At 65.9% G+C, this 17,692-nt stretch carries 16 protein-coding genes; 8 read left to right on the top strand and 8 right to left on the bottom strand.

Annotated elements, in window-relative coordinates:
* The first annotated feature begins 21 nt into the window (after positions 1-21).
* The gene (locus tag I3J27_RS09060) at positions 22-399 is read left to right on the top strand and encodes a TIGR02301 family protein (protein WP_270167908.1); all 378 of its coding nucleotides are present in this window, start codon (positions 22-24) and stop codon (positions 397-399) included.
* 140 nt (positions 400-539) lie between these two features.
* Positions 540-806, top strand: coding sequence for a hypothetical protein (locus tag I3J27_RS09055; protein ID WP_270167907.1), 267 nt, complete (start codon positions 540-542; stop codon positions 804-806).
* A gap of 181 nt (positions 807-987) precedes the next feature.
* On the opposite strand, the gene I3J27_RS09050 is transcribed toward I3J27_RS09055, so the two are convergent.
* The 5 genes from I3J27_RS09050 to I3J27_RS09030 form a co-directional block, all read right to left on the bottom strand.
* The gene (locus I3J27_RS09050) at positions 988-1,308 is read right to left on the bottom strand and encodes a cupredoxin domain-containing protein (RefSeq protein WP_270167906.1); all 321 of its coding nucleotides are present in this window, start codon (positions 1,306-1,308) and stop codon (positions 988-990) included.
* A 10-nt stretch (positions 1,309-1,318) separates the two neighbouring features.
* Positions 1,319-1,852 carry a DUF4142 domain-containing protein gene (locus I3J27_RS09045; RefSeq protein WP_270167905.1) on the bottom strand — a complete coding sequence of 178 codons (534 nt, stop codon included), beginning with the start codon at positions 1,850-1,852 and terminating at the stop codon, positions 1,319-1,321.
* An 89-nt stretch (positions 1,853-1,941) separates the two neighbouring features.
* Positions 1,942-2,646, bottom strand: a complete 705-nt coding sequence (locus tag I3J27_RS09040) for an RNA polymerase sigma factor (RefSeq protein ID WP_270167904.1) — start codon at positions 2,644-2,646, stop codon at positions 1,942-1,944.
* A gap of 106 nt (positions 2,647-2,752) precedes the next feature.
* Complete coding sequence (locus I3J27_RS09035) at positions 2,753-3,622, bottom strand: sulfurtransferase (RefSeq protein WP_270167903.1); 870 nt, start codon at positions 3,620-3,622, stop codon at positions 2,753-2,755.
* Between the two features lie 173 nt (positions 3,623-3,795).
* A complete protein-coding gene (locus tag I3J27_RS09030; RefSeq protein ID WP_270167902.1) occupies positions 3,796-5,130 on the bottom strand; it encodes a dihydroorotase in 1,335 nt (444 codons plus the stop codon).
* A 101-nt stretch (positions 5,131-5,231) separates the two neighbouring features.
* Here I3J27_RS09030 and ygfZ point away from each other — a divergent pair, with 101 nt between their 5' ends.
* From ygfZ to I3J27_RS09000, 6 genes are all read left to right on the top strand, one after another.
* Complete coding sequence (ygfZ, locus tag I3J27_RS09025) at positions 5,232-6,107, top strand: CAF17-like 4Fe-4S cluster assembly/insertion protein YgfZ (protein ID WP_270167901.1); 876 nt, start codon at positions 5,232-5,234, stop codon at positions 6,105-6,107.
* Positions 6,104-6,730 (top strand): DNA-3-methyladenine glycosylase I, encoded by a 627-nt coding sequence (locus tag I3J27_RS09020; protein WP_270167900.1) that lies wholly within the window; start codon positions 6,104-6,106, stop codon positions 6,728-6,730. Before ygfZ ends, I3J27_RS09020 begins: the two co-directional genes overlap by 4 nt.
* Complete coding sequence (locus tag I3J27_RS09015; RefSeq protein WP_270167899.1) at positions 6,727-7,341, top strand: YfbR-like 5'-deoxynucleotidase; 615 nt, start codon at positions 6,727-6,729, stop codon at positions 7,339-7,341. The genes I3J27_RS09020 and I3J27_RS09015 overlap by 4 nt, the downstream gene beginning before the upstream one ends.
* Positions 7,342-7,473: 132 nt before the next feature.
* Entirely contained in the window at positions 7,474-7,980 is a 507-nt protein-coding gene (locus tag I3J27_RS09010; protein WP_270167898.1) for a tyrosine phosphatase family protein, read from the top strand.
* A gap of 19 nt (positions 7,981-7,999) precedes the next feature.
* Positions 8,000-8,968: an NUDIX hydrolase gene (locus tag I3J27_RS09005; RefSeq protein ID WP_270167897.1), complete on the top strand. Its 969-nt coding sequence runs from the start codon at positions 8,000-8,002 to the stop codon at positions 8,966-8,968.
* Positions 8,969-9,019: 51 nt separating this feature from the next.
* Entirely contained in the window at positions 9,020-11,740 is a 2,721-nt protein-coding gene (locus I3J27_RS09000; RefSeq protein WP_270167896.1) for a DUF2339 domain-containing protein, read from the top strand.
* Positions 11,741-11,743: 3 nt separating this feature from the next.
* On the opposite strand, the gene I3J27_RS08995 is transcribed toward I3J27_RS09000, so the two are convergent.
* From I3J27_RS08995 to I3J27_RS08985, 3 genes are all read right to left on the bottom strand, one after another.
* Positions 11,744-13,432, bottom strand: coding sequence for a methyl-accepting chemotaxis protein (locus I3J27_RS08995; protein ID WP_270167895.1), 1,689 nt, complete (start codon positions 13,430-13,432; stop codon positions 11,744-11,746).
* A 286-nt stretch (positions 13,433-13,718) separates the two neighbouring features.
* Positions 13,719-15,689, bottom strand: a complete 1,971-nt coding sequence (locus I3J27_RS08990) for a methyl-accepting chemotaxis protein (protein WP_270167894.1) — start codon at positions 15,687-15,689, stop codon at positions 13,719-13,721.
* A gap of 203 nt (positions 15,690-15,892) precedes the next feature.
* Positions 15,893-17,629, bottom strand: coding sequence for a methyl-accepting chemotaxis protein (locus I3J27_RS08985; RefSeq protein ID WP_270167893.1), 1,737 nt, complete (start codon positions 17,627-17,629; stop codon positions 15,893-15,895).
* Between the last annotated feature and the right edge of the window lie 63 nt (positions 17,630-17,692).

Below are 17,692 nucleotides of genomic sequence, written 5' to 3'. Positions count from 1 at the left end.
GACGGGGCATACACCCCGCCGATGTCCACGCGATTTCTGGCCATTTTTGCCCTGATTCTCGCCTGCGCCTCCGTGCCCACGAGGGCCCAGGACGTGGCGGCGCCTTTCGACGCCGATTTGCAGCGGCTGGCGGAGATTTTGGGCGGCCTGCACTATCTGCGCGGCATCTGCGGGGCCAACGAGGGCAACAAATGGCGCAGCGAGATGCAGGCGCTGATCGATGCCGAAACCCCTTCCGGCGAACGCCGCACCCGCATGATCGCCGGCTTCAACCGCGGCTATAACGGCTTTCAGCAGACCTACCGGAGCTGCACGCCGGCCGCCACCGTCGCGATCCGCCGCTATATCGAGGAAGGCTCGAAGATCTCGCGCGATCTCACGGCGCGCTACGCGAACTGAGCTCGCTGGAACTCTGTCATCGACTTTGTTCACAGCCGTTAACCGTTCCTAAAGATGTGGCCTAGCGGGCGTTAATGCGCGTGCTACACCTCTTGCACAGCGCATCGCCGTGGATCGCGCCCCAGCCCTGATCGAGTTTCATGAGCCAGCCGATTTCCTATGCCCCCGACCGCGCGCCGCTGCCCGATCACGAGCAGAAACAGGCCGCACTGAGCTATCTCAACGAGGCCTGGGCCGAAGCACGCCATGAGGGCGTCGACGGCGACTGCCTGGCGCAGGCGAGCCTGTTCGCGGCGTTCGCCGAGCTCGTCGGCACCTATGGCGAGGACGCGGTGGCGAAGTTCGTCGAGGGTTTTCCCGGCCGTATCCGCAACGGCGAATTCTCGGTCGACATTTCGAGGCAGTAAGCTCTTTTCCGAAAATGACCCCGCCACGCAGGCGGGGCCAGTTGACGGATGAATGACTTGGCGAAAACAATTCGCGAAGTCTGCCGCGTTTATCGCACGGAAGCCGCATCCCGCTGACAAGCATTAGTCTCGCGATGGCCGGGAGATGTTCCCGTTGCGATCGGGAATACACCCTTCTCCCTCACGGTTCGACCTTGAGCGTCGCTCTCATGTTGGGATGAAAGCGGCAGTAATAATCGACGGTTCCCGCCTTCTTCAGAACGAAAATGGCCGACTTCTTCGGCGGCAGCGTCACGTCGAAATCGCCGTTCTTCGCCGTGGCGGTGTGGGCGAAGACGTCCTTGTTGATCCATTCGATGGTATCGCCCACCTTCGCCGATAGTTCGGCCGGAGACACCACGAGATTGTCCATCGAGATCTCGATGGTCGCCGCGCGCACCGGGACGACCACCGACAGGAAGACGACCGCAGGCGCGATCGAAGCGAGGCGTCCCGGCTTCATCGCATGCTCCCTATTTCAGTTCGGCCGCGACATGCTCGGCGTGCTGCTGATGGCCCTGGAAAATCTTCAGGCCGGTCTGCAGCAGGCTCTTCAGCTCGGCATTACTGGCGGACGGAATGAGCTGGGTCTCCAGCGCGCCGTTGACCGCCTTGTGATAGGCGACCTCGTTGGCGACATAAGCCTTGTCGAACGCTGCGCCACTCAGCTTGTCGAGCTCGGCCAGCTTGTCACTCGCCTGCTTCGACAGCGCGCGGCTGGTGTCGTTGTCTTCAGGCGTGACGTTCAGCTTCTTGACCAGCGCGAGCGCCTGCTTGTTGACCGCCTCGTGGTCGCGCAGCATATCCTCGGCAAACGCCTTCACGTCCTTGCTCTTGGCCTTCTTCTGCGCCTGCTTGGCCGCGTTGATGTCGATCACACCAGCGGTGTAGGCGGTGTGCGCGATCTGCGGATCGGTGGGCTTGTCGGCTCCGCTGGCGCCCCCAAGCACCGCGGGGCCTGACAAAAGAATTGCTGCGGCGATCGCCGCGCTCCATCGGGTGGACATGTTTGACACTCCTGTGCTGCCGGACGGTTCGCCGGCGTTGCTTTCACAGGTGTTGGATGGAATCCTCGCGCAAACGTTCCCGAAAAGATTCAACCGCCGACGCCGAGCCGTTTCAGCACGGCTTCGGTCAACCGCTCGCAGCGCCACCCGGCGAACGGGAACGCATCCATCACCACCGGGCCGATCTCCTTCTCGACGTTCTCACGCAGCATGGTACGAGCCCGGTGCAGCCGGGTCTTCACAGTCTCCGGCTTGACGCCGAGCAGATCGGCGGTCTCCTCGATGTTCATCCCCTCCATGACGCGTGCGACGAAGACCATGCGGAAGACATCCGGCAACTCGTCGATGGCGCGCTCGACGACGCGCTGGATTTCACGTTGGGCCATGGTCCTTTCCGGATCGCCTGCGGGAGAAGCGGGAAATTTAATGATCTGCGCCTCGAGCGTCGCTTCGGACACCAAGCCGAGCTCGACATGCGGCCTGGCGCCTCGCGCCCGGCCAAGAGCCTCGTTGATGGCGATGCGCGATAGCCAGGTCGACAATCCCGACTCGCCCCTGAAGCCATCGAGATGGGTGAAGGCGCGGACGTAGGTTTCCTGCACCACGTCCTCGGCCTCAGTGTCGCTGCGCAGGATACCGCGGGCAAGACGGTAGAGCCTGCGGTTGTTGGCCTGCATGATCTCGCGCAGCGCGGCCTCGTCACGGCCCCGCGCGCGGTCGATCAACTCGGCTTCCGATGTCCGGATTTCAGAGGTCTTGGCGCCGGGGGACAGGCCGGCTGCGGTCCGTTGCATGGCGGTTACCTGCTCGTTTCACGTCGTTCGGACATTGGATGCAGGCCAAGGGAAAAGGTTCCCGACTTTCTTACTCTCCCCTGGAAAGGGGCAGGTAAGAAAGGCCCTAATCCGTCTCGATCGGCAGCGCCGGATCCCTCGCCCACTCGCCCATGGAGGCATCGTACAGCGTCAGCTTGTCGTAGCCGAGCTGCGTCAGCATGAGCAGGTCGATCGTCGCCGAGATGCCGCCGCCGCAATAGAGAATCACGCTCTTGTCGCGCGTGACGCCTGCCGCGGCGAATTTCGCTTCGGCATCCGCAAGCGTCGTCAGCGTCTTGTCGGCCTTGGCGAGCGTGGCCGCGGGAACATTGACGCTGCCGGGCACGCGGCCGGGCCGGCCGTAACGGCTCGGCTCGAGGCCCTGGTGAAACTGCGGACCGAGCGCGTTGACGATCACCGCCGAGGGATCACCGATCCGCGCCTTCACGATGGTCTTGTCGACGAAGAAGCCCGCGCGCGGCGCGGCCTTGAAGGCCGTGGCCGGATAGCCTTTCGGTGCTCCGGTCTCAATCGAGCGCCCCTCGGCTTTCCATTTGTCGAAGCCGCCGTCGAGCACCTGTGCATCGACGCCGAGCGAGCGCAGCATCCACCAGAACCGCGTCGACCACATCATCGTGCCGATGCTGTAGAGCACGATCGTCTTGTCCGCATCGAGGCCGTGGCGGCCGAACGCGGCTTCCAGCTGGGCCACGTCGGGCATCATGAAGAACTGTTGCGCGGACGTGTCGGAGAACTCGCCTTGCAGATCGAGGAAATCGGCGCCCGGGATGTGGCCGGCGGCGAAGGTCTTGTCGCCGGGCACGGCGCGATAGGGCACGTCGCTGCCGGGTGGGACCGGCTCGTTATAGGTCGTGCAGTCGTAAAGGCGAAGGTTGGGATCGCCGAGGATAGCGGCGAGTTGCTCGGTGGTGATGAGGGGTGATGGTTGGGACATTGACTGCACTCCCAATTTTAGCTCGCGCACCGTGGCACACTGTCATTGCCCGCGAAGGCGGGCAATCCAGTATTCCACCAGCGGCGGTGATAGAGCCGCGAAGCCGCGGCGTACTGGATGCGCCCGCCTGCGCGGGGGCATGACAGCGGAGCGAGAAGCTGGACTCGCCCGCCCTACTGCTTCAGCGTCTCCAGAAACCGCACCGGCTCGCCTTGCGAGGCCGTCACCAGCTCGCCCTGCCACATCACGCGGCGGCCGCGGATGAAGGTACCGACGGGCCAGCCCGTCACGCGGACACCATCATAGGGTGTCCAGCCGGCCTTGGACGCCACCCATTTGTTGGTGATGGTCTCGCTGCGCTTGAGATCGACGATGGTGAAGTCGGCATCGTAGCCGGCGGCGATGCGGCCCTTGCAGGCCATGTTGTAGAGGCGGGCGGGACCAGCGCTGGTGAGATCTACGAACCTTGCCAGCGACAAGCGGCCGGCATTGACGTGGTCGAGCATCAGCGGCACCAGCGTCTGCACGCCGGTCATGCCGGAGGGCGAGGCCGGATAGGTCTTCTGTTTCTCTTCCAGCGTGTGCGGAGCGTGGTCGGAGCCGAGCACGTCAATGATGCCTTGCTCGATGCCGCGCCAGATGCCGGCGCGGTGATCGGCGCCGCGCACTGGCGGGTTCATCTGCGCGAGCGTGCCGAGCCGCTCGTAGCATTCGGGCGCGACCAGCGTGAGATGGTGCGGCGTCGCCTCGCAGGAGGCGACGCCCTTGTGGTCGCGCAGGAACTCGATCTCTTCCTTGGTCGAGATGTGCAGCACGTGGATGCGCTTGCCGGTCTCGTGCGCGAGCTTGACCAGACGCTGCGTCGCCATCAGCGCCGCGGTCTCGTCGCGCCAGACCGGATGCGAGCGCGTGTCACCTTCGATGCGCAGCGGCTTGCGCTCGTTGAGGCGGTACTCGTCCTCAGCGTGGAAGGCCGCGCGGCGGCGGATCACTTGAAAAATGCGGCGCAGGCTTTCGTCGTCCTCCACCAGGAGCGCGCCAGTCGAGGAGCCGATGAACACCTTGACGCCGGCGCAGCCCGGCGCGCGTTCGAGTACCGGCAGGTCCTGCACGTTCTCGCGGGTGCCGCCGATGAAGAAGGCGAAATCGCAATGCATGCGGTGATGGGCCCGCTTCACCTTGTCGGTGAAAGTGGCCTCCGTCACCGTGAGCGGCGAGGTGTTCGGCATCTCGAACACCGCCGTGACGCCGCCCATTACGGCGCTGCGCGAACCGGTCTCGAGGTCTTCCTTCTGCTCCAGCCCGGGCTCACGGAAATGCACCTGCGTGTCCATCACGCCGGGCAGGATGTGCAGGCCCTTGCAGTCGATCACTTCCGCGGCGCTAGCTTGCGACAGCGGGCCCAGCTCGGCGATCCGGCCGTTGGTGATGCCCACATCGCGAACACCCTCGCCGTCCTGGTTGACAACGGTGCCGCCCTTGAGGATCACATCGAAACGCTGGGTCATGGCTAGAGGCCTCTCTCATCCCCAAGCGCAGGGCTCGAGGTCTTGTCGTTTATGCCTCGCGGGCTTACGTTCCGGAGCACCATGTCGCAAGAGATTTTCGCATGAAATCAGCGTTTCTTCCCGACCGGGGCGTGATCAAGGTCGCGGGCGAGGATGCGCGCAACTTCCTCAACGGCCTCGTCACGACCGATGTCGACAAGCTCAAGCCGGGCCTGGGGCGATTCGGCGCGCTGCTGACGCCGCAGGGCAAGATCATCGTGGATTTCCTGATCACGGAAGCGCCCGCCGGCCATGGCGGCGGGTTCCTGATCGACTGTCCGAAGGCGCTGGCCGACGGCCTCGCCACCAAGCTGAAATTCTACAAGCTGCGCGCCAAGGTCACGGTGGAAAACCTCGATCTCGGCGTGCTCGCGGCCTGGGACGGCCAGCCTGCGGCGCAACCGGACCTCGCCTTCACTGACCCGCGCAATGGCGAGCTCGGCACCCGCATCCTGATCCCCGAAGATCTCAAGCAGAAGCTGACCGACCTGATCGGCGCCGAGCTGGTCGATGTGACCGACTACGAGGCGCACCGCATCGCGCTCGGCGTGCCGCGTGGCGGGCTCGATTTCATGTACAGCGATGCCTTCCCGCACGAGACCAATATGGACCGCCTTGCCGGCGTCGATTTCGACAAGGGCTGCTATGTCGGCCAGGAGGTCGTCTCGCGGATGCAGCATCGCGGCACTGCGCGCACCCGCAGCGTCAAGGTGCTGCTCGATGACCTCTCTCCGGAACTCGGCGTGAGCGTCATGGCCGGTGACAAGTCGGTCGGCACGATGGGCTCGTCGGCGAAAGGCAAGGGCATCGCGCTGGTGCGCATCGACCGCGTCGCCGATGCGCTCGATGCCGGCCAGCCGCTCACCGCCGGCGGCCTCACCGTGACGCTTGCCGAACCTGACGTCGTCCGCATTCCCTTGAAGCAGCCCACCGCATGAGCCGTGCTCCCCGCCTGCATCCCGACGGAAAGACCCGCTGCCCCTGGCCCGGCGAAGATCCGCTCTATGTCGCCTATCACGACACCGAATGGGGCGTGCCTGAGTATGACGACCGCGCGCTGTACGAAAAGCTGATCCTCGACGGCTTCCAGGCCGGCCTGTCCTGGATCACGATCCTGCGCAAGCGCGACAATTTCCGCAAAGCCTTCGACGATTTCCAGCCGGAGAAGATCGCGCGCTACAACGACAAGAAAGTCCACGCGCTGATGAACGATGCCGGCATCGTGCGCAACAAGGCCAAGATCGACGGCGCGATCCTGAGCGCGAAGTCGTATCTCGATATCATGGAGAAGGGCCCGGGCTTCTCGAAGCTGCTGTGGGACTTCATGGACGGAAAGCCCAGGGTCAACCATTTCAAGACCACCGCGAGCGTGCCCGCCTCGACGCCCTTGTCGGCGCAGATCTCCAAGGATCTGTCGTCACGCGGCTTCAAGTTCGTCGGCCCGACCATCGTCTATGCCTTCATGGAGGCGACCGGCATGGTCAACGACCATCTCGTCGACTGCCATTGCCACGCGAGCTGCGGCAAGACGCAGCGCAAGCTGCGTCTCAAGGCCAAATGACTGCGAAGAAAACGGCACGCGATGCGGCCTCCCGCGCCTGGCAGCGCATGCTGTCGGGCCGGCGGCTCGATCTGCTCGATCCCTCCCCGCTCGATATCGAGATCGCCGACATCGCCCATGGGCTAGCGCGCGTGGCGCGCTGGAACGGACAGACCATTGGCGCGCACATCTTCTCGGTCGCGCAGCACACGCTGCTGGTGGAAACGGTGATGCGGCACGAGATGCCGCGCGTCGACCAGCGCATGCGGCTCGCCGCGCTGCTGCACGATGCGCCCGAATATGTGATCGGCGACATGATCTCGCCGTTCAAGGCGGTGCTCGACGGCCACTACAAGGCGGTCGAGAAGCGCCTGCTCGGCGCCATCCACATCCGCTTCGGCCTGCCGCCGGTGCTCTCCGACGAGATCACGCAGGCCATCAAGGCCGCCGATCGCGGCGCGGCTTACCTTGAGGCAACCGAGCTCGCCGGCTTCAGCGAAAGCGAGGCGAAGCGCCTGTTCGGCAAGGACCCCGGCCTCTCCGACAGCGTCCGGCGCGATTATCTGACGCCCTGGACAGCGGCGCGGGCCGAGAAGCAGTTTCTCGAACGGTTTGGCGCCGTGTTTGCGTAGGTCTCGTAGGGTGGGCAAAGGCGCTCTTGCGCCGTACCCACCATCTTCTCGCGTCTGCGACAAAAGTGGTGGGCACGCTTCGCTTTGCCCACCCTATCGCACCGGCTATACTCAGCGGCAAAAAGGTCCGCCATGATCCACGTCTGTTCCCTCGCAGCCCTTCCCGAAACCGTCCGCCTCACCGGGGCCAGCCATGTGCTGACCGTGATGGCCAATGTCGAGCAGGTGGCGCGGCCGGTGTCCGTGCTGCCGGCCAACCATCTCAAGGTGTCGATGGACGACATCACCGAAGAGATGGACGGTTTCGTCGCGCCCTCCGAAACGCATATCGACCAGGTGCTGAATTTCGTGCGCGGCTGGGACCGCAGCGCACCGCTGGTGGTGCATTGCTATGCCGGCATCAGCCGTTCGACCGCAAGCGCGTTCGCGGCCGTATGCGCGCTCAATCCGGATCGCGACGAGTTCGAGATCGCCAGGAAGATCCGCGCCGCCTCTCCCATCGCTTCGCCGAACCGGCGCATCGTCGGTCTCGCCGACCGCGCGCTCGGGCGCAACGGCCGCATGCTGCGCGCGCTCGACGAGATGGGCCCGGGTGCGATGATGGTCGAGGGGCGTCCTTTCGTGATCGAGCTCGAATGACCGCTGCGCGCCACATCGCATGAGCGACAAGCTGCTGACGCCGATCGAGATCGGCCTGACCGCGGCGATCGTCGCGATCGAGGATCATGAGCCGCTGATCCTCACCGCGCGCGGCAGCGACGGGCTGGCCGGCCTGCCGTTCGGCCCGTTCGATGCGCTCAGCCATCGCACCTTCGAGATCGGCCTGCGCGCCTGGGTCGAGGAACAGGCCGGCCTGCGGCTCGGCTATGTCGAGCAGCTCTACACCTTTGGCGATCGCGGCCGACATGCCGAGGCCGACGACACCGGCGCGCACATGGTGTCGATCGGCTATCTCGCACTGACGCGCGCCGTCGATGGCGAACTCGCAGCGACCGGTGCGAGCTTCGAGCCATGGTATCGCTTCCTGCCCTGGGAAGATCGGCGTGAGGAGCCGCCCGCGATCATCGCCCGCGACATCATCCCCGCGTTGGCCGATTGGGCCGAGCAGGAGACGCCGGAGACCACGCGCGCATTGCCGCGAAAGGATCGCGTGCGGTTCTATTTCGGCCTCGACGGTGCGCCCTGGGACGAGGAGCGCGTGCTTGACCGCTACGAGTTGCTCTACGAGGCCGGGCTGATCGAGGAGGCCCGGCGCGACGGCCGGCCTGCGGCATTGGCGCGCAAGGCGCTGCCCGCGCTCGGCACCTCCATGCGCTTCGACCACCGGCGGATCCTTGCCACCGCGATCGCGCGGCTACGCGCGAAACTGAAGTATCGTCCTGTGGTGTTTGAACTTTTGCCCGCCGAATTCACACTCACCGAATTGCAGTATACGGTGGAGGCGATCTCCGGCCGGCACCTGCACAAACAGAATTTCCGCCGCCTGGTCGAAACCGAAGCCCTGGTCGAACCGACCGGGGTGATGTCGACACAGACGGGCGGACGGCCGGCGGCGCTCTACCGCTTCCGCCGCGACGTGCTCCAGGAACGACCCGCGCCGGGCTTGCGCGTTCGCTCCCGGCGCTAGATCCTGAGATTTGTGCGACCGGCCCCTGCCCGCCGGTTGCCTGGAGGCTTCATGTTCGACGGCCCGTTTGACGTCTTTGCGTTGATCATTGCGATCATCGCCTTCCTGATCGCGATCAAGGCTTCCAACCAGGCGGCCGATCTGCGCCGCAAGCTGAACACGCTCGAAGAGATGTTTCACGCACAGCGGCGGGTGCAGCCGCCGCCGCTGCTGCCCGCGCAACTGCAGGCTGAAGCGCCCGCAACAGCTCCCGCAGAACCGCCGCCGCTCGCGCCCGAGGCCACGCCAGTGCCGCCTCCGCTCGTCACCGAAGAAGCGTCGCCGCCCCCGCTCGCAGCGAGCATCGCGGCCGATGCGCCGCCGCCGCTGCCCGCACCGGCAGCTGATTTAAGAGAGCCCGGCTTCGAGGAGCGGCTCGGCACCCGCTGGGTGGTGTGGATCGGCGGCCTTGCGCTCGCGCTCGGCGGCTTCTTCATGGTGCGCTATTCGATCGAGGCCGGCCTCGTCGGCCCCGGCGTGCGCGTGTTCCTCGGCGGCCTGTTCGCAGCCGCGCTGCTGGGGGCCGGCGAATGGTCGCGGCGCAAGGAAAGCATCTCCAACATCCAGGCGCTGCCGATCGCCAACATCCCCGCGATCCTCACCGCGGCCGGCACGGCCGTGGCGTTCGCGACCATCTACGCGGCCTACGCGCTCTACGGCTTCCTCGTGCCTGCCACCGCCTTCGTGCTGCTCGGCATCGTCGCGATGGGCACGCTGGCCGCCGCACTGCTGCACGGCCCCGCACTCGCCGGCCTCGGCGTGGTCGGCGCGTTCGTGACGCCGATCCTCGTCTCCAGCGGCAAGCCGGATTATTGGGCCCTCTACATTTATCTTGCCATCGTCACGGCCGCGAGTTTTGGTCTCGCCCGCATCCGGCTGTGGCGGTGGCTTGCGGTCACCACCATCGCCTTCGCCGTGCTGTGGGTTTTCCCGGGTCTCGATACCGAGGCGATACAGGTCGCGCCGCACGCCTTCCACGTCATCGCGGGCTTCGTGCTGGCCGCGCTGCTCGTCGTCTGCGGCTTCATGTTCGGCCCGACCATCGAGGACGGCGAGATCGAGCCGGTGTCGTCGAGCGCGCTCGGCGCCTATCTGTTCGGCGCCATGCTGATCGTGCTGTCGAGCGCGCATGCGGATCTGGCGCTGATCGCCTTCACGCTTCTGGTCGGTGGGACGCTGCTGGTCGCATGGCGTGCGCCGGCGGCAACCGGCGCACTGGGCGCGGCTGCTGCGACCGTCTTCATCGTGTTCGCCGAATGGGCCGTGAGCGCCAATCCGGATATGCTGGTGTTGCCGGGCGGCCCGATGCCCGGCGTCGGCCCGGTCGCGACCGACAGTTCAGTCACGCTGCATCTGGTGTTGGCCGCGATCTTCGCCCTGGGCTTCGGCATCGCGGGCTTCCTCGCGCAGGGCCGCTCGAATTCGACGGTCATTCCGGTGGTGTGGTCGGCGGCGGCGGTCGTGACCCCGATCGCGATCCTCGTTGCGCTCTACGCGCGCATCGCCCATCTCGACCGCTCGATCCCGTTCGCGATCCTTGCCGTGCTGCTCGCCGCCGCCTTTGGTGTTGCGACCGAAGCGCTCACGCGCCGCGAGACCCGGCCGGGCGTTGCGACGTCCACCGCCCTGTTCGCGACCGGCACGCTCGGCGCACTGGCGCTGGCGCTGACCTTTGCGCTCGAAAAAGGCTGGCTCACCATTGCGCTCGCGCTGATGTCACTCGGCACCGCCTGGATCTCGTTGCAGCGGCCAATCCCGGTCCTGCGCCGTCTCTCGGCCATCTTCGCCGCAATCGTCACTGCGCGCATCGGCTATGATCCGCGCATCGTCGGCGAGGCCGTCGGCACCACGCCGATCTTCAACTGGCTGCTGTGGGGCTACGGGTTGCCGGCCGCCTCGTTCTGGGGAGCGAGCATCTTCCTGCGCCGCCGCGCAGACGACCCGCCGCTGCGCGTCGTCGAGGCCGCCGCGATCCTGTTCACCGCGTTGCTCGCCTTCATGGAAATCCGGCACCTTGCGACCGGCGGCCGCATGACGTCGCCGCCCTCGCTGCTCGAATTCGCCCTGCAAGTCTGCGTCACGCTCGCGATGGCAATCGGGCTGGAGCGGCTGCGGCTGCGCAGCCGCAGCATCGTGCACAATGTCGGCGCGGTCGCGCTCACCGCGATTGCCGGGCTGATCAGCGTGTTCGGCCTCCTGATCCTGGAGAACCCGTGGCTGCTCTCCAGCGTCAATGTCGGCGGTCTCGTGTTCAACCTGCTGCTGCTCGGCTACGCTCTCCCGGCCGTGCTGATGCTGCTGCTGTCCTATGCGGTGGCCGGACATCGCCCCGTCGCCTACGCGAATACGATCGCCGGCGGTGCACTGGTGTTCGCGCTCACCTATTTGACGCTGGAGATCCGCCACTTCTATCACGGCCCGGTCCTGCTCTACGGCGCCACCACGGGCGCGGAGCAATACACCTATTCGATCGGCTGGCTCGGCTTCGGCGTCGTGCTGCTCGGCGTCGGCATCCTCGTCAATTCCGAGCGGGCACGGCTGGCGTCGGCCGCGGTGATCGCGCTGACGATCCTGAAGGCCTTCGTGATCGACATGTCGACGCTGACAGGCGTCTACCGCGCACTGTCCTTCATGTGCCTCGGCATCGTGCTGGTCGCGATCGGCTGGCTCTACCAGCGCATCCTGTTCCGGCGGCAGGTTACGCCGCCGCCGGCTCCGCAGACGGGCGGATAAAGCTCAGGCCGCGCGGACCGAGTCCAGGAACTGCGCGACCTCGACCTTGAGGCGGGTGCTGTCGGTCGCGAGCGATTTCGCCGCCGACAGGACCTCGGTCGAGGCCTCGCCGGTCTCGATCGCACCGCGCTGCACGTCGGTGATGTTCGACGAGACCTCCTGCGTGCCGACCGAAGCCTGCTGCACGTTGCGCGAGATCTCCTGCGTGGCCGCGCCCTGTTCCTCGACGGCAGCCGCGATCGCCGCCGACACTTCGGACAGCCGCTCGATGGTGCCGCCGATCTCCTGGATGGCGCTGACGGATTCCTGCGTCGCGGCCTGGATGCCCGCGACCTGCGCCCCGATCTCGCCGGTTGCTTTCGCAGTCTGCTCGGCCAACGCCTTGACCTCGGAGGCGACCACCGCGAAGCCGCGGCCGGCTTCACCGGCGCGCGCCGCCTCGATGGTGGCGTTCAGCGCCAGCAAATTGGTCTGGCCGGCGATGGTGTTGATGAGCTCGACGACGTCGCCGATGCGGGACGCCGCCTGCGACAGCGCGTTGACGCGGTCATTGGTCCGCGTGGCCTGCTCGACAGCCTCGGCGGCCATCCGTGCGGAATCCTGCACGCGACGGCTGATCTCGGTGATCGAGGACGACAGCTCCTCCGAGGCGGACGCAACCGCCTGCACGTTGGTGGAGGCTTCCTCGGAGGCTGCGGCAACGACGGTCGCGAGCTCCTGACCGCGCTGCGCCGTATTGGTCAGCGTCGACGCCGACGCTTCGAGCTCGGTCGAGGCCGACGACACGGTCCCGACGACCTCGCCGATCATGGCTTCGAACTTGCGGGTGATGGCATCGACGCGGCGACCGCGCTCGATCTTGGCCTCGGCGTCGGCCGCAGCGGCTTCGTCGGCGGCCTTCTTGGCGATCAGCGCTTCCTTGAAGATCTGGAGCGCATCGGCCATCGAACCGATCTCGGTCTTCTCGCCGCGATGCGGCACCTCGGCCGAAAGGTCACCCTCGCCGAGCGACTGCATCGGGCGGATGATCGAGGCAATGCCGCGGGAAACGTCGCGCACGAGATAGTAGGCGGCGCCGATCGCGATCACGACCGAAAGCACGATGATGCCGACCAGCACGCGGAAGATCATGGCATAGCTGTCGGCCGCCTGCTTGGTCTCGATTTCAGCGCCGCGATTGTTCATCTCGATGCCCTTCTGGAGCAGCGGATCGGCCGCCTGGGCCATCTTCGCGACCTTGGTCTGCAACAATTCGTTGGCATCGGCCGGGAATTTGCCGACGCTTTTGCGCGACAGCGCCATCACGTCCTGCACGCCGTTCAGATACTCGGCCCACGCCTTGGTCCATTGCTCGTAGAGCGACCGCTCCTCGGCAGCGGTGATCAGCGGCTCGTAGACCTTGCGGGTCTTCTCGATGCGGTCGCGCAGCGATGCCAGGCGCTTCTCGGCCGCGTCCTTGCCTTCGATGGTTTCCTGCATCAGGTGCAGGCGCAGCGCGACGCGCAGCTCGTTGATATCGGCACGCAGCGAACCGAGCGCACGCACGCTCGGCAGCCAGCTCTCCGCGATCTCGACGGTGTGAGAATTGATGTTCTGCATGGTGCCGATTGCCGTCACGCCGACGCCTGCGAGCGACAGCACGAGGATCGACAACACGGTCAGAAGCTTGAAGACGATCGACAACTTCGACATCACAACAGATCCCACTGATACCTAACAACGCACAAGTCACCCGCGCCGCAATCGTCACGACGGACGACAGGGCGGAAGTCATTCCAACAATGCTGGCTGGTTCTTATCCCGTAAGATTGGATGCATAATTGCAAACAGGCGTTAACAGGAGCCTACGTGAAATTGCGGAACGCGCCGTCGCCGCCGTCTCATCCCCTTGCAATCACGCGTTGCAATGCACCAGACATCGCGCAACGCCACACCGGCGCACCGCGATACGGCGGTCCGAACCCGACGCCTGACGGCCTCAGGCCGCCCGCACCGACTCCAGAAAGCGCGCGACCTCGCTCTTCAGCCGGGTGCTTTCCCGCGACAGCGATTGCGCGGCCGAATGCACCTGCGCCGAGGCGGCCCCGGTCTCGCCGGCGCCGCGCTGGACGTCGCCGATGTTGGCGGAGACCTCCGAGGTACCGTGCGCGGCGTGCTGGATGTTGCGCGAGATTTCCTGGGTCGCGGCGCCCTGCTCTTCCACCGCCGCCGCGATGGTCGATGAAATCTCCGACATCCGCGCGATGGTGTCGCCGATCTCCTTGATCGCGCCGACCGAGTCCTGCGTCGCCGTCTGGATCGCGGCGATGTGCTGGCTGATCTCTCCCGTCGCCTTCGCGGTCTGCTCGGCGAGTGCCTTCACTTCGGTTGCAACCACCGCAAAGCCCTTGCCGGCCTCGCCCGCCCGTGCCGCCTCGATCGTGGCATTCAGCGCCAGCAGATTGGTCTGGCTGGCGATGGTGTTGATCAGCTCGACGACGTCGCCGATGCGGCCCGCCGCCTTGGTCAGTTCGGCAACGCGCGCATTGGTGCGCTGGGCCTGCTCCACCGCGACGTCGGCGACGCGCGCCGATTCCTGCACCTGGCGGCTGATCTCGGAGATCGACGTCGTCATCTCCTCGCTCGCGGACGACACCGACTGCACGTTCGCGGACGCCTCCTCCGAGGCCGCCGCCACCGCGCCGGCGAGCCCGTTGCCGCGCTCGGCGGCCAGCGTCAGCGTGTTGGAGGACGCCTCGAGCTCGGTTGCCGCCGACGAGACGGTGTCGATGATCTCGCCGACCGCACCTTCAAAGCCGTCGGCGAGGCGCTGCATGTCGGCCTTGCGCCGTTCGCGCCCGTGCGCGTCCGCCTCAGCCTGCTCCGCGCGCAGCCGCTCGGCCTCGGTCATGTTGGCCCTGAACACCTCGACCGCACCGGCCATCTCGCCGATCTCGTCCCTACGTCCGACGCCGGGAATGGAGATCGAGAGCTCGCCGCGCGCGAGCCGCGTCATCGCACCCACCATGCCGGACAGCGCCTTCGAGATCGAACGCCCGAGGAGAAAGCCGACCACCGAGAGCACAACGACGGTGATGCCGAAGGCAGCCATCATCCGGAAGCGGACGGCGTCGCGCGTTGCAGCTTCCGCAGCGTCGGCCTGCCCATACATCGCGTCGACGGCGGTCCGCACCTCGACCATCACAGGCTCGATGTCGCGGAACGTCCGCATCATGGCAGCGTCGAGAGCCGCAATCTGCTGTGCGGCCTCGGCCCAGGCCGCGAACTCGGACTGGTATTTCCGGAGCTTGGCCGTGATGTCGTTCATCACCGCCTCCGGGACTGCGACGACCTCGATCGCATTGGAGAATTCCACCCCCGCCTTCTTCACCTCGGCTATGTATTTTGGATCGCGCCGCAGCATGAAGTCCTTCTCGTGCCGGCGCATCATCAGCATCCAGGTCGTCGATCTGGGATCGTCGATCTCCTTCAGCTTGGATTCGATGTCGTGCACGGCGCCGCGGAGCGAGCCGGACAGCCCGAGCTTCTCATTCAACCCGAGCCTGGTTTCGGCCGCCACCAATGCGCCGAAATCCGACGCGTAGCGCTTGAAGCCCTCCTGGGCCTGCTTCATCCTGTCAGCCAGCGCGCTCATGCCGCCCGCCACCATCAGCCGCTCCACCTCGTCGAAATCGCGGTTGATCGGCCCGATCAGCTCGGCATGCGCCTTGGCGTAGCTTTCGTTGCGGCGCTGCTGGAAATTCTTCTCGTTGCGCCGGGCCTCCAGCATCTCGATCGACAGCTGCTTGTTGAGGTCGGCGATCGCACGCGCCCGGTTGGCTACGCTGCGGGAGGCGTCCTGTGAAAGGCTGCCGATCTCGTAGATCGCGCCGAAGGCGACGAGACCCAACAGTCCGAACAGTCCGATCGCCATGACCTTGTGAGTGAGGCGAATGGAAGGGCCGCTCATTGAATGTGCTCCAACAGGATCGATACGCAATACAGGGAGGGTGACAGGACACCCGGAATATCGCGGAGATCATGACTGCGTCGCTTTTCCGGAAAGTTAACCGTGTACCCCTTCGCACCGCGATATCAGCGGACGCATGCGAACCGCCGTGCGTCCTCGCGCGGCGGTTGCAGCCGGTCGATGTGCGGTGAGATCGGCCGCCGTCAGGCGGCGCGCACGGTACCGAGGAATTTGCCAACCTCGAGCTTGAGGCGGTTGCTGTCGCCGGACAGCGACTGCGCCGCGGCCAACACCTGCGAGGACGCCGAGCCGGTCTCGCTGGCGCCGCGCTGCACGTCGGTGATGTTGGACGACACCTGATGGGTGCCCTCCGCCGCCTGCTGCACGTTGCGGGAGATCTCCTGCGTCGCTGCGCCCTGCTCCTCGACGGCGGCGGCGATGGTGGAAGAAATCTCCGACAGCTTTTCGATGGTATCGCTGATGGTGCTAATGGCACCCACCGATTCCTTGGTCGCCGCCTGAATGCCGGAGATCTGCTGGCCGATCTCGCCGGTCGCCTTCGCCGTCTGCTCGGCCAGCGCCTTGACCTCGGAGGCGACGACGGCGAAGCCGCGACCGGCCTCGCCGGCGCGCGCGGCCTCGATCGTGGCGTTGAGTGCGAGAAGGTTGGTCTGGCCCGCGATGGTGTTGATCAGCTCGACCACGTCGCCGATCCGCGTTGCCGCTGCCGAGAGTTCGCTCATGCGCTCGGTCGTGACGCGCGCCTGGCCGACCGCCTCGTTGGCGACACGCGCCGACTGCTGCACCTGGCGGCTGATCTCGGTGATCGACGAGGATAGCTCCTCGGTCGCGGACGCCACCGACTGGACATTGGTGGACGCCTCTTCGGAGGCGGCCGCAACCATGGTCGTGAGCTCCTGCCCGCGCTCCGCAGTCGATGTAAGCGTCGACGCCGAAGCTTCCAGCTCGGTCGCCGCCGATGACACGGTATCGACGATCTCACCGATCGCGGCTTCGAAGCCGTCGGCCAGCTTTCGCATCTCGGCCTTGCGCTGCGCAGCGGCAAGCTGATCCTGCCTGTTCTTGACCTCCGCCTCCTCGCGCGCCTTCTGCTCGGACACGACCTTGAATTTCTCGACCGCCGCAGCGACGCCGCCGACCTCGTCCTTGCGGCCGAGCCCGGGCAGAACCACGGAAAAGTCGCCGCCGGCGAGCTTTTCCATCGCCACCGTGAGCGCGCGGATCGGCCGCGCGATGGTCAGGAACGACATCAGCCAGGAGCCGGCGAGGACGAATGCGGCGAACGCACCGACCACCATTCCGACACGCTCGCTCGATGCCATCTCCTGAACGGAGATGGCGATTTCTTCCTCGCTCCTGTGCCTGGCCACATCAGCAACCTGATTGGCGACCTGGTCCATCTCACGCGCGACCGGCAGCGTGACCTCGCGGGCGAGACGCGCTCCCTCTTCGGTGAACTTGGCGATACGAGCAGCGGCATCCTCGCCCGTGACGGCCAGAGCTGCGCCGCGCACGGATGCGAGCTGCTGTGCGCCCTTGAGATAGTCGGCCGCGAGACTCTTGAGTTTCTCTATCCTCGTCCGATTTTCCGGCACGTGCGAGACCTTGAGCATTGCGTCGGCAATCTTCACCAAGTCACCGGAGCGTTCGACCAGCGCGTCGCCCGCTTTCTGCAAGTCAGCTGTGTTGTTGGCCAGGCGGATGTCGCGCGCGGCAAGCTGCATGCCGCGCGCCGCGAGCTTGGATTCAATTGCGTCGCGCGCCAATTCCTGCTGCTCGGACGCCGCCTGGCTGGACCGGCGCACGGTGCCGTTTCCGACCAGCTGACTTGCAATCATGGCGAGGACCAGGACGATGCCGAACGCCGACGCGATCGCCAGCTTGGTTCCGATCCGCAAATTCTGAACGAGGCTCAACATGGGCATGTCTTCCCTGGGGATTGCGCAACCGAGTCATTGCCGGCCGCCCGCGGCGTTGATCGC

Origin of the sequence: Bradyrhizobium xenonodulans, assembly GCF_027594865.1 — a bacterium.
In the GTDB taxonomy this organism is placed as follows: Bacteria; Pseudomonadota; Alphaproteobacteria; order Rhizobiales; family Xanthobacteraceae; genus Bradyrhizobium; species Bradyrhizobium xenonodulans.
This window is presented reverse-complemented; position numbering and strand designations above follow the sequence as displayed.

Excerpts from the sequence above, each read along its gene's own strand:
- I3J27_RS08990 (WP_270167894.1), bottom strand. The coding sequence starts at position 15,689 with ATGAGCGGCCCTTCCATTCGCCTCACTCACAAGGTCATGGCGATCGGA.
- I3J27_RS09010 (WP_270167898.1), top strand. The coding sequence starts at position 7,474 with ATGATCCACGTCTGTTCCCTCGCAGCCCTTCCCGAAACCGTCCGCCTC.
- ygfZ (WP_270167901.1), top strand. The coding sequence starts at position 5,232 with ATGAAATCAGCGTTTCTTCCCGACCGGGGCGTGATCAAGGTCGCGGGC.
- I3J27_RS09060 (WP_270167908.1), top strand. The coding sequence starts at position 22 with ATGTCCACGCGATTTCTGGCCATTTTTGCCCTGATTCTCGCCTGCGCC.
- I3J27_RS09050 (WP_270167906.1), bottom strand. The coding sequence starts at position 1,308 with ATGAAGCCGGGACGCCTCGCTTCGATCGCGCCTGCGGTCGTCTTCCTG.
- I3J27_RS09005 (WP_270167897.1), top strand. The coding sequence starts at position 8,000 with ATGAGCGACAAGCTGCTGACGCCGATCGAGATCGGCCTGACCGCGGCG.
- I3J27_RS09020 (WP_270167900.1), top strand. The coding sequence starts at position 6,104 with ATGAGCCGTGCTCCCCGCCTGCATCCCGACGGAAAGACCCGCTGCCCC.
- I3J27_RS08985 (WP_270167893.1), bottom strand. The coding sequence starts at position 17,629 with ATGTTGAGCCTCGTTCAGAATTTGCGGATCGGAACCAAGCTGGCGATC.
- I3J27_RS08995 (WP_270167895.1), bottom strand. The coding sequence starts at position 13,432 with ATGTCGAAGTTGTCGATCGTCTTCAAGCTTCTGACCGTGTTGTCGATC.
- I3J27_RS09030 (WP_270167902.1), bottom strand. The coding sequence starts at position 5,130 with ATGACCCAGCGTTTCGATGTGATCCTCAAGGGCGGCACCGTTGTCAAC.
- I3J27_RS09000 (WP_270167896.1), top strand. The coding sequence starts at position 9,020 with ATGTTCGACGGCCCGTTTGACGTCTTTGCGTTGATCATTGCGATCATC.
- I3J27_RS09055 (WP_270167907.1), top strand. The coding sequence starts at position 540 with ATGAGCCAGCCGATTTCCTATGCCCCCGACCGCGCGCCGCTGCCCGAT.
- I3J27_RS09015 (WP_270167899.1), top strand. The coding sequence starts at position 6,727 with ATGACTGCGAAGAAAACGGCACGCGATGCGGCCTCCCGCGCCTGGCAG.
- I3J27_RS09035 (WP_270167903.1), bottom strand. The coding sequence starts at position 3,622 with ATGTCCCAACCATCACCCCTCATCACCACCGAGCAACTCGCCGCTATC.
- I3J27_RS09040 (WP_270167904.1), bottom strand. The coding sequence starts at position 2,646 with ATGCAACGGACCGCAGCCGGCCTGTCCCCCGGCGCCAAGACCTCTGAA.
- I3J27_RS09045 (WP_270167905.1), bottom strand. The coding sequence starts at position 1,852 with ATGTCCACCCGATGGAGCGCGGCGATCGCCGCAGCAATTCTTTTGTCA.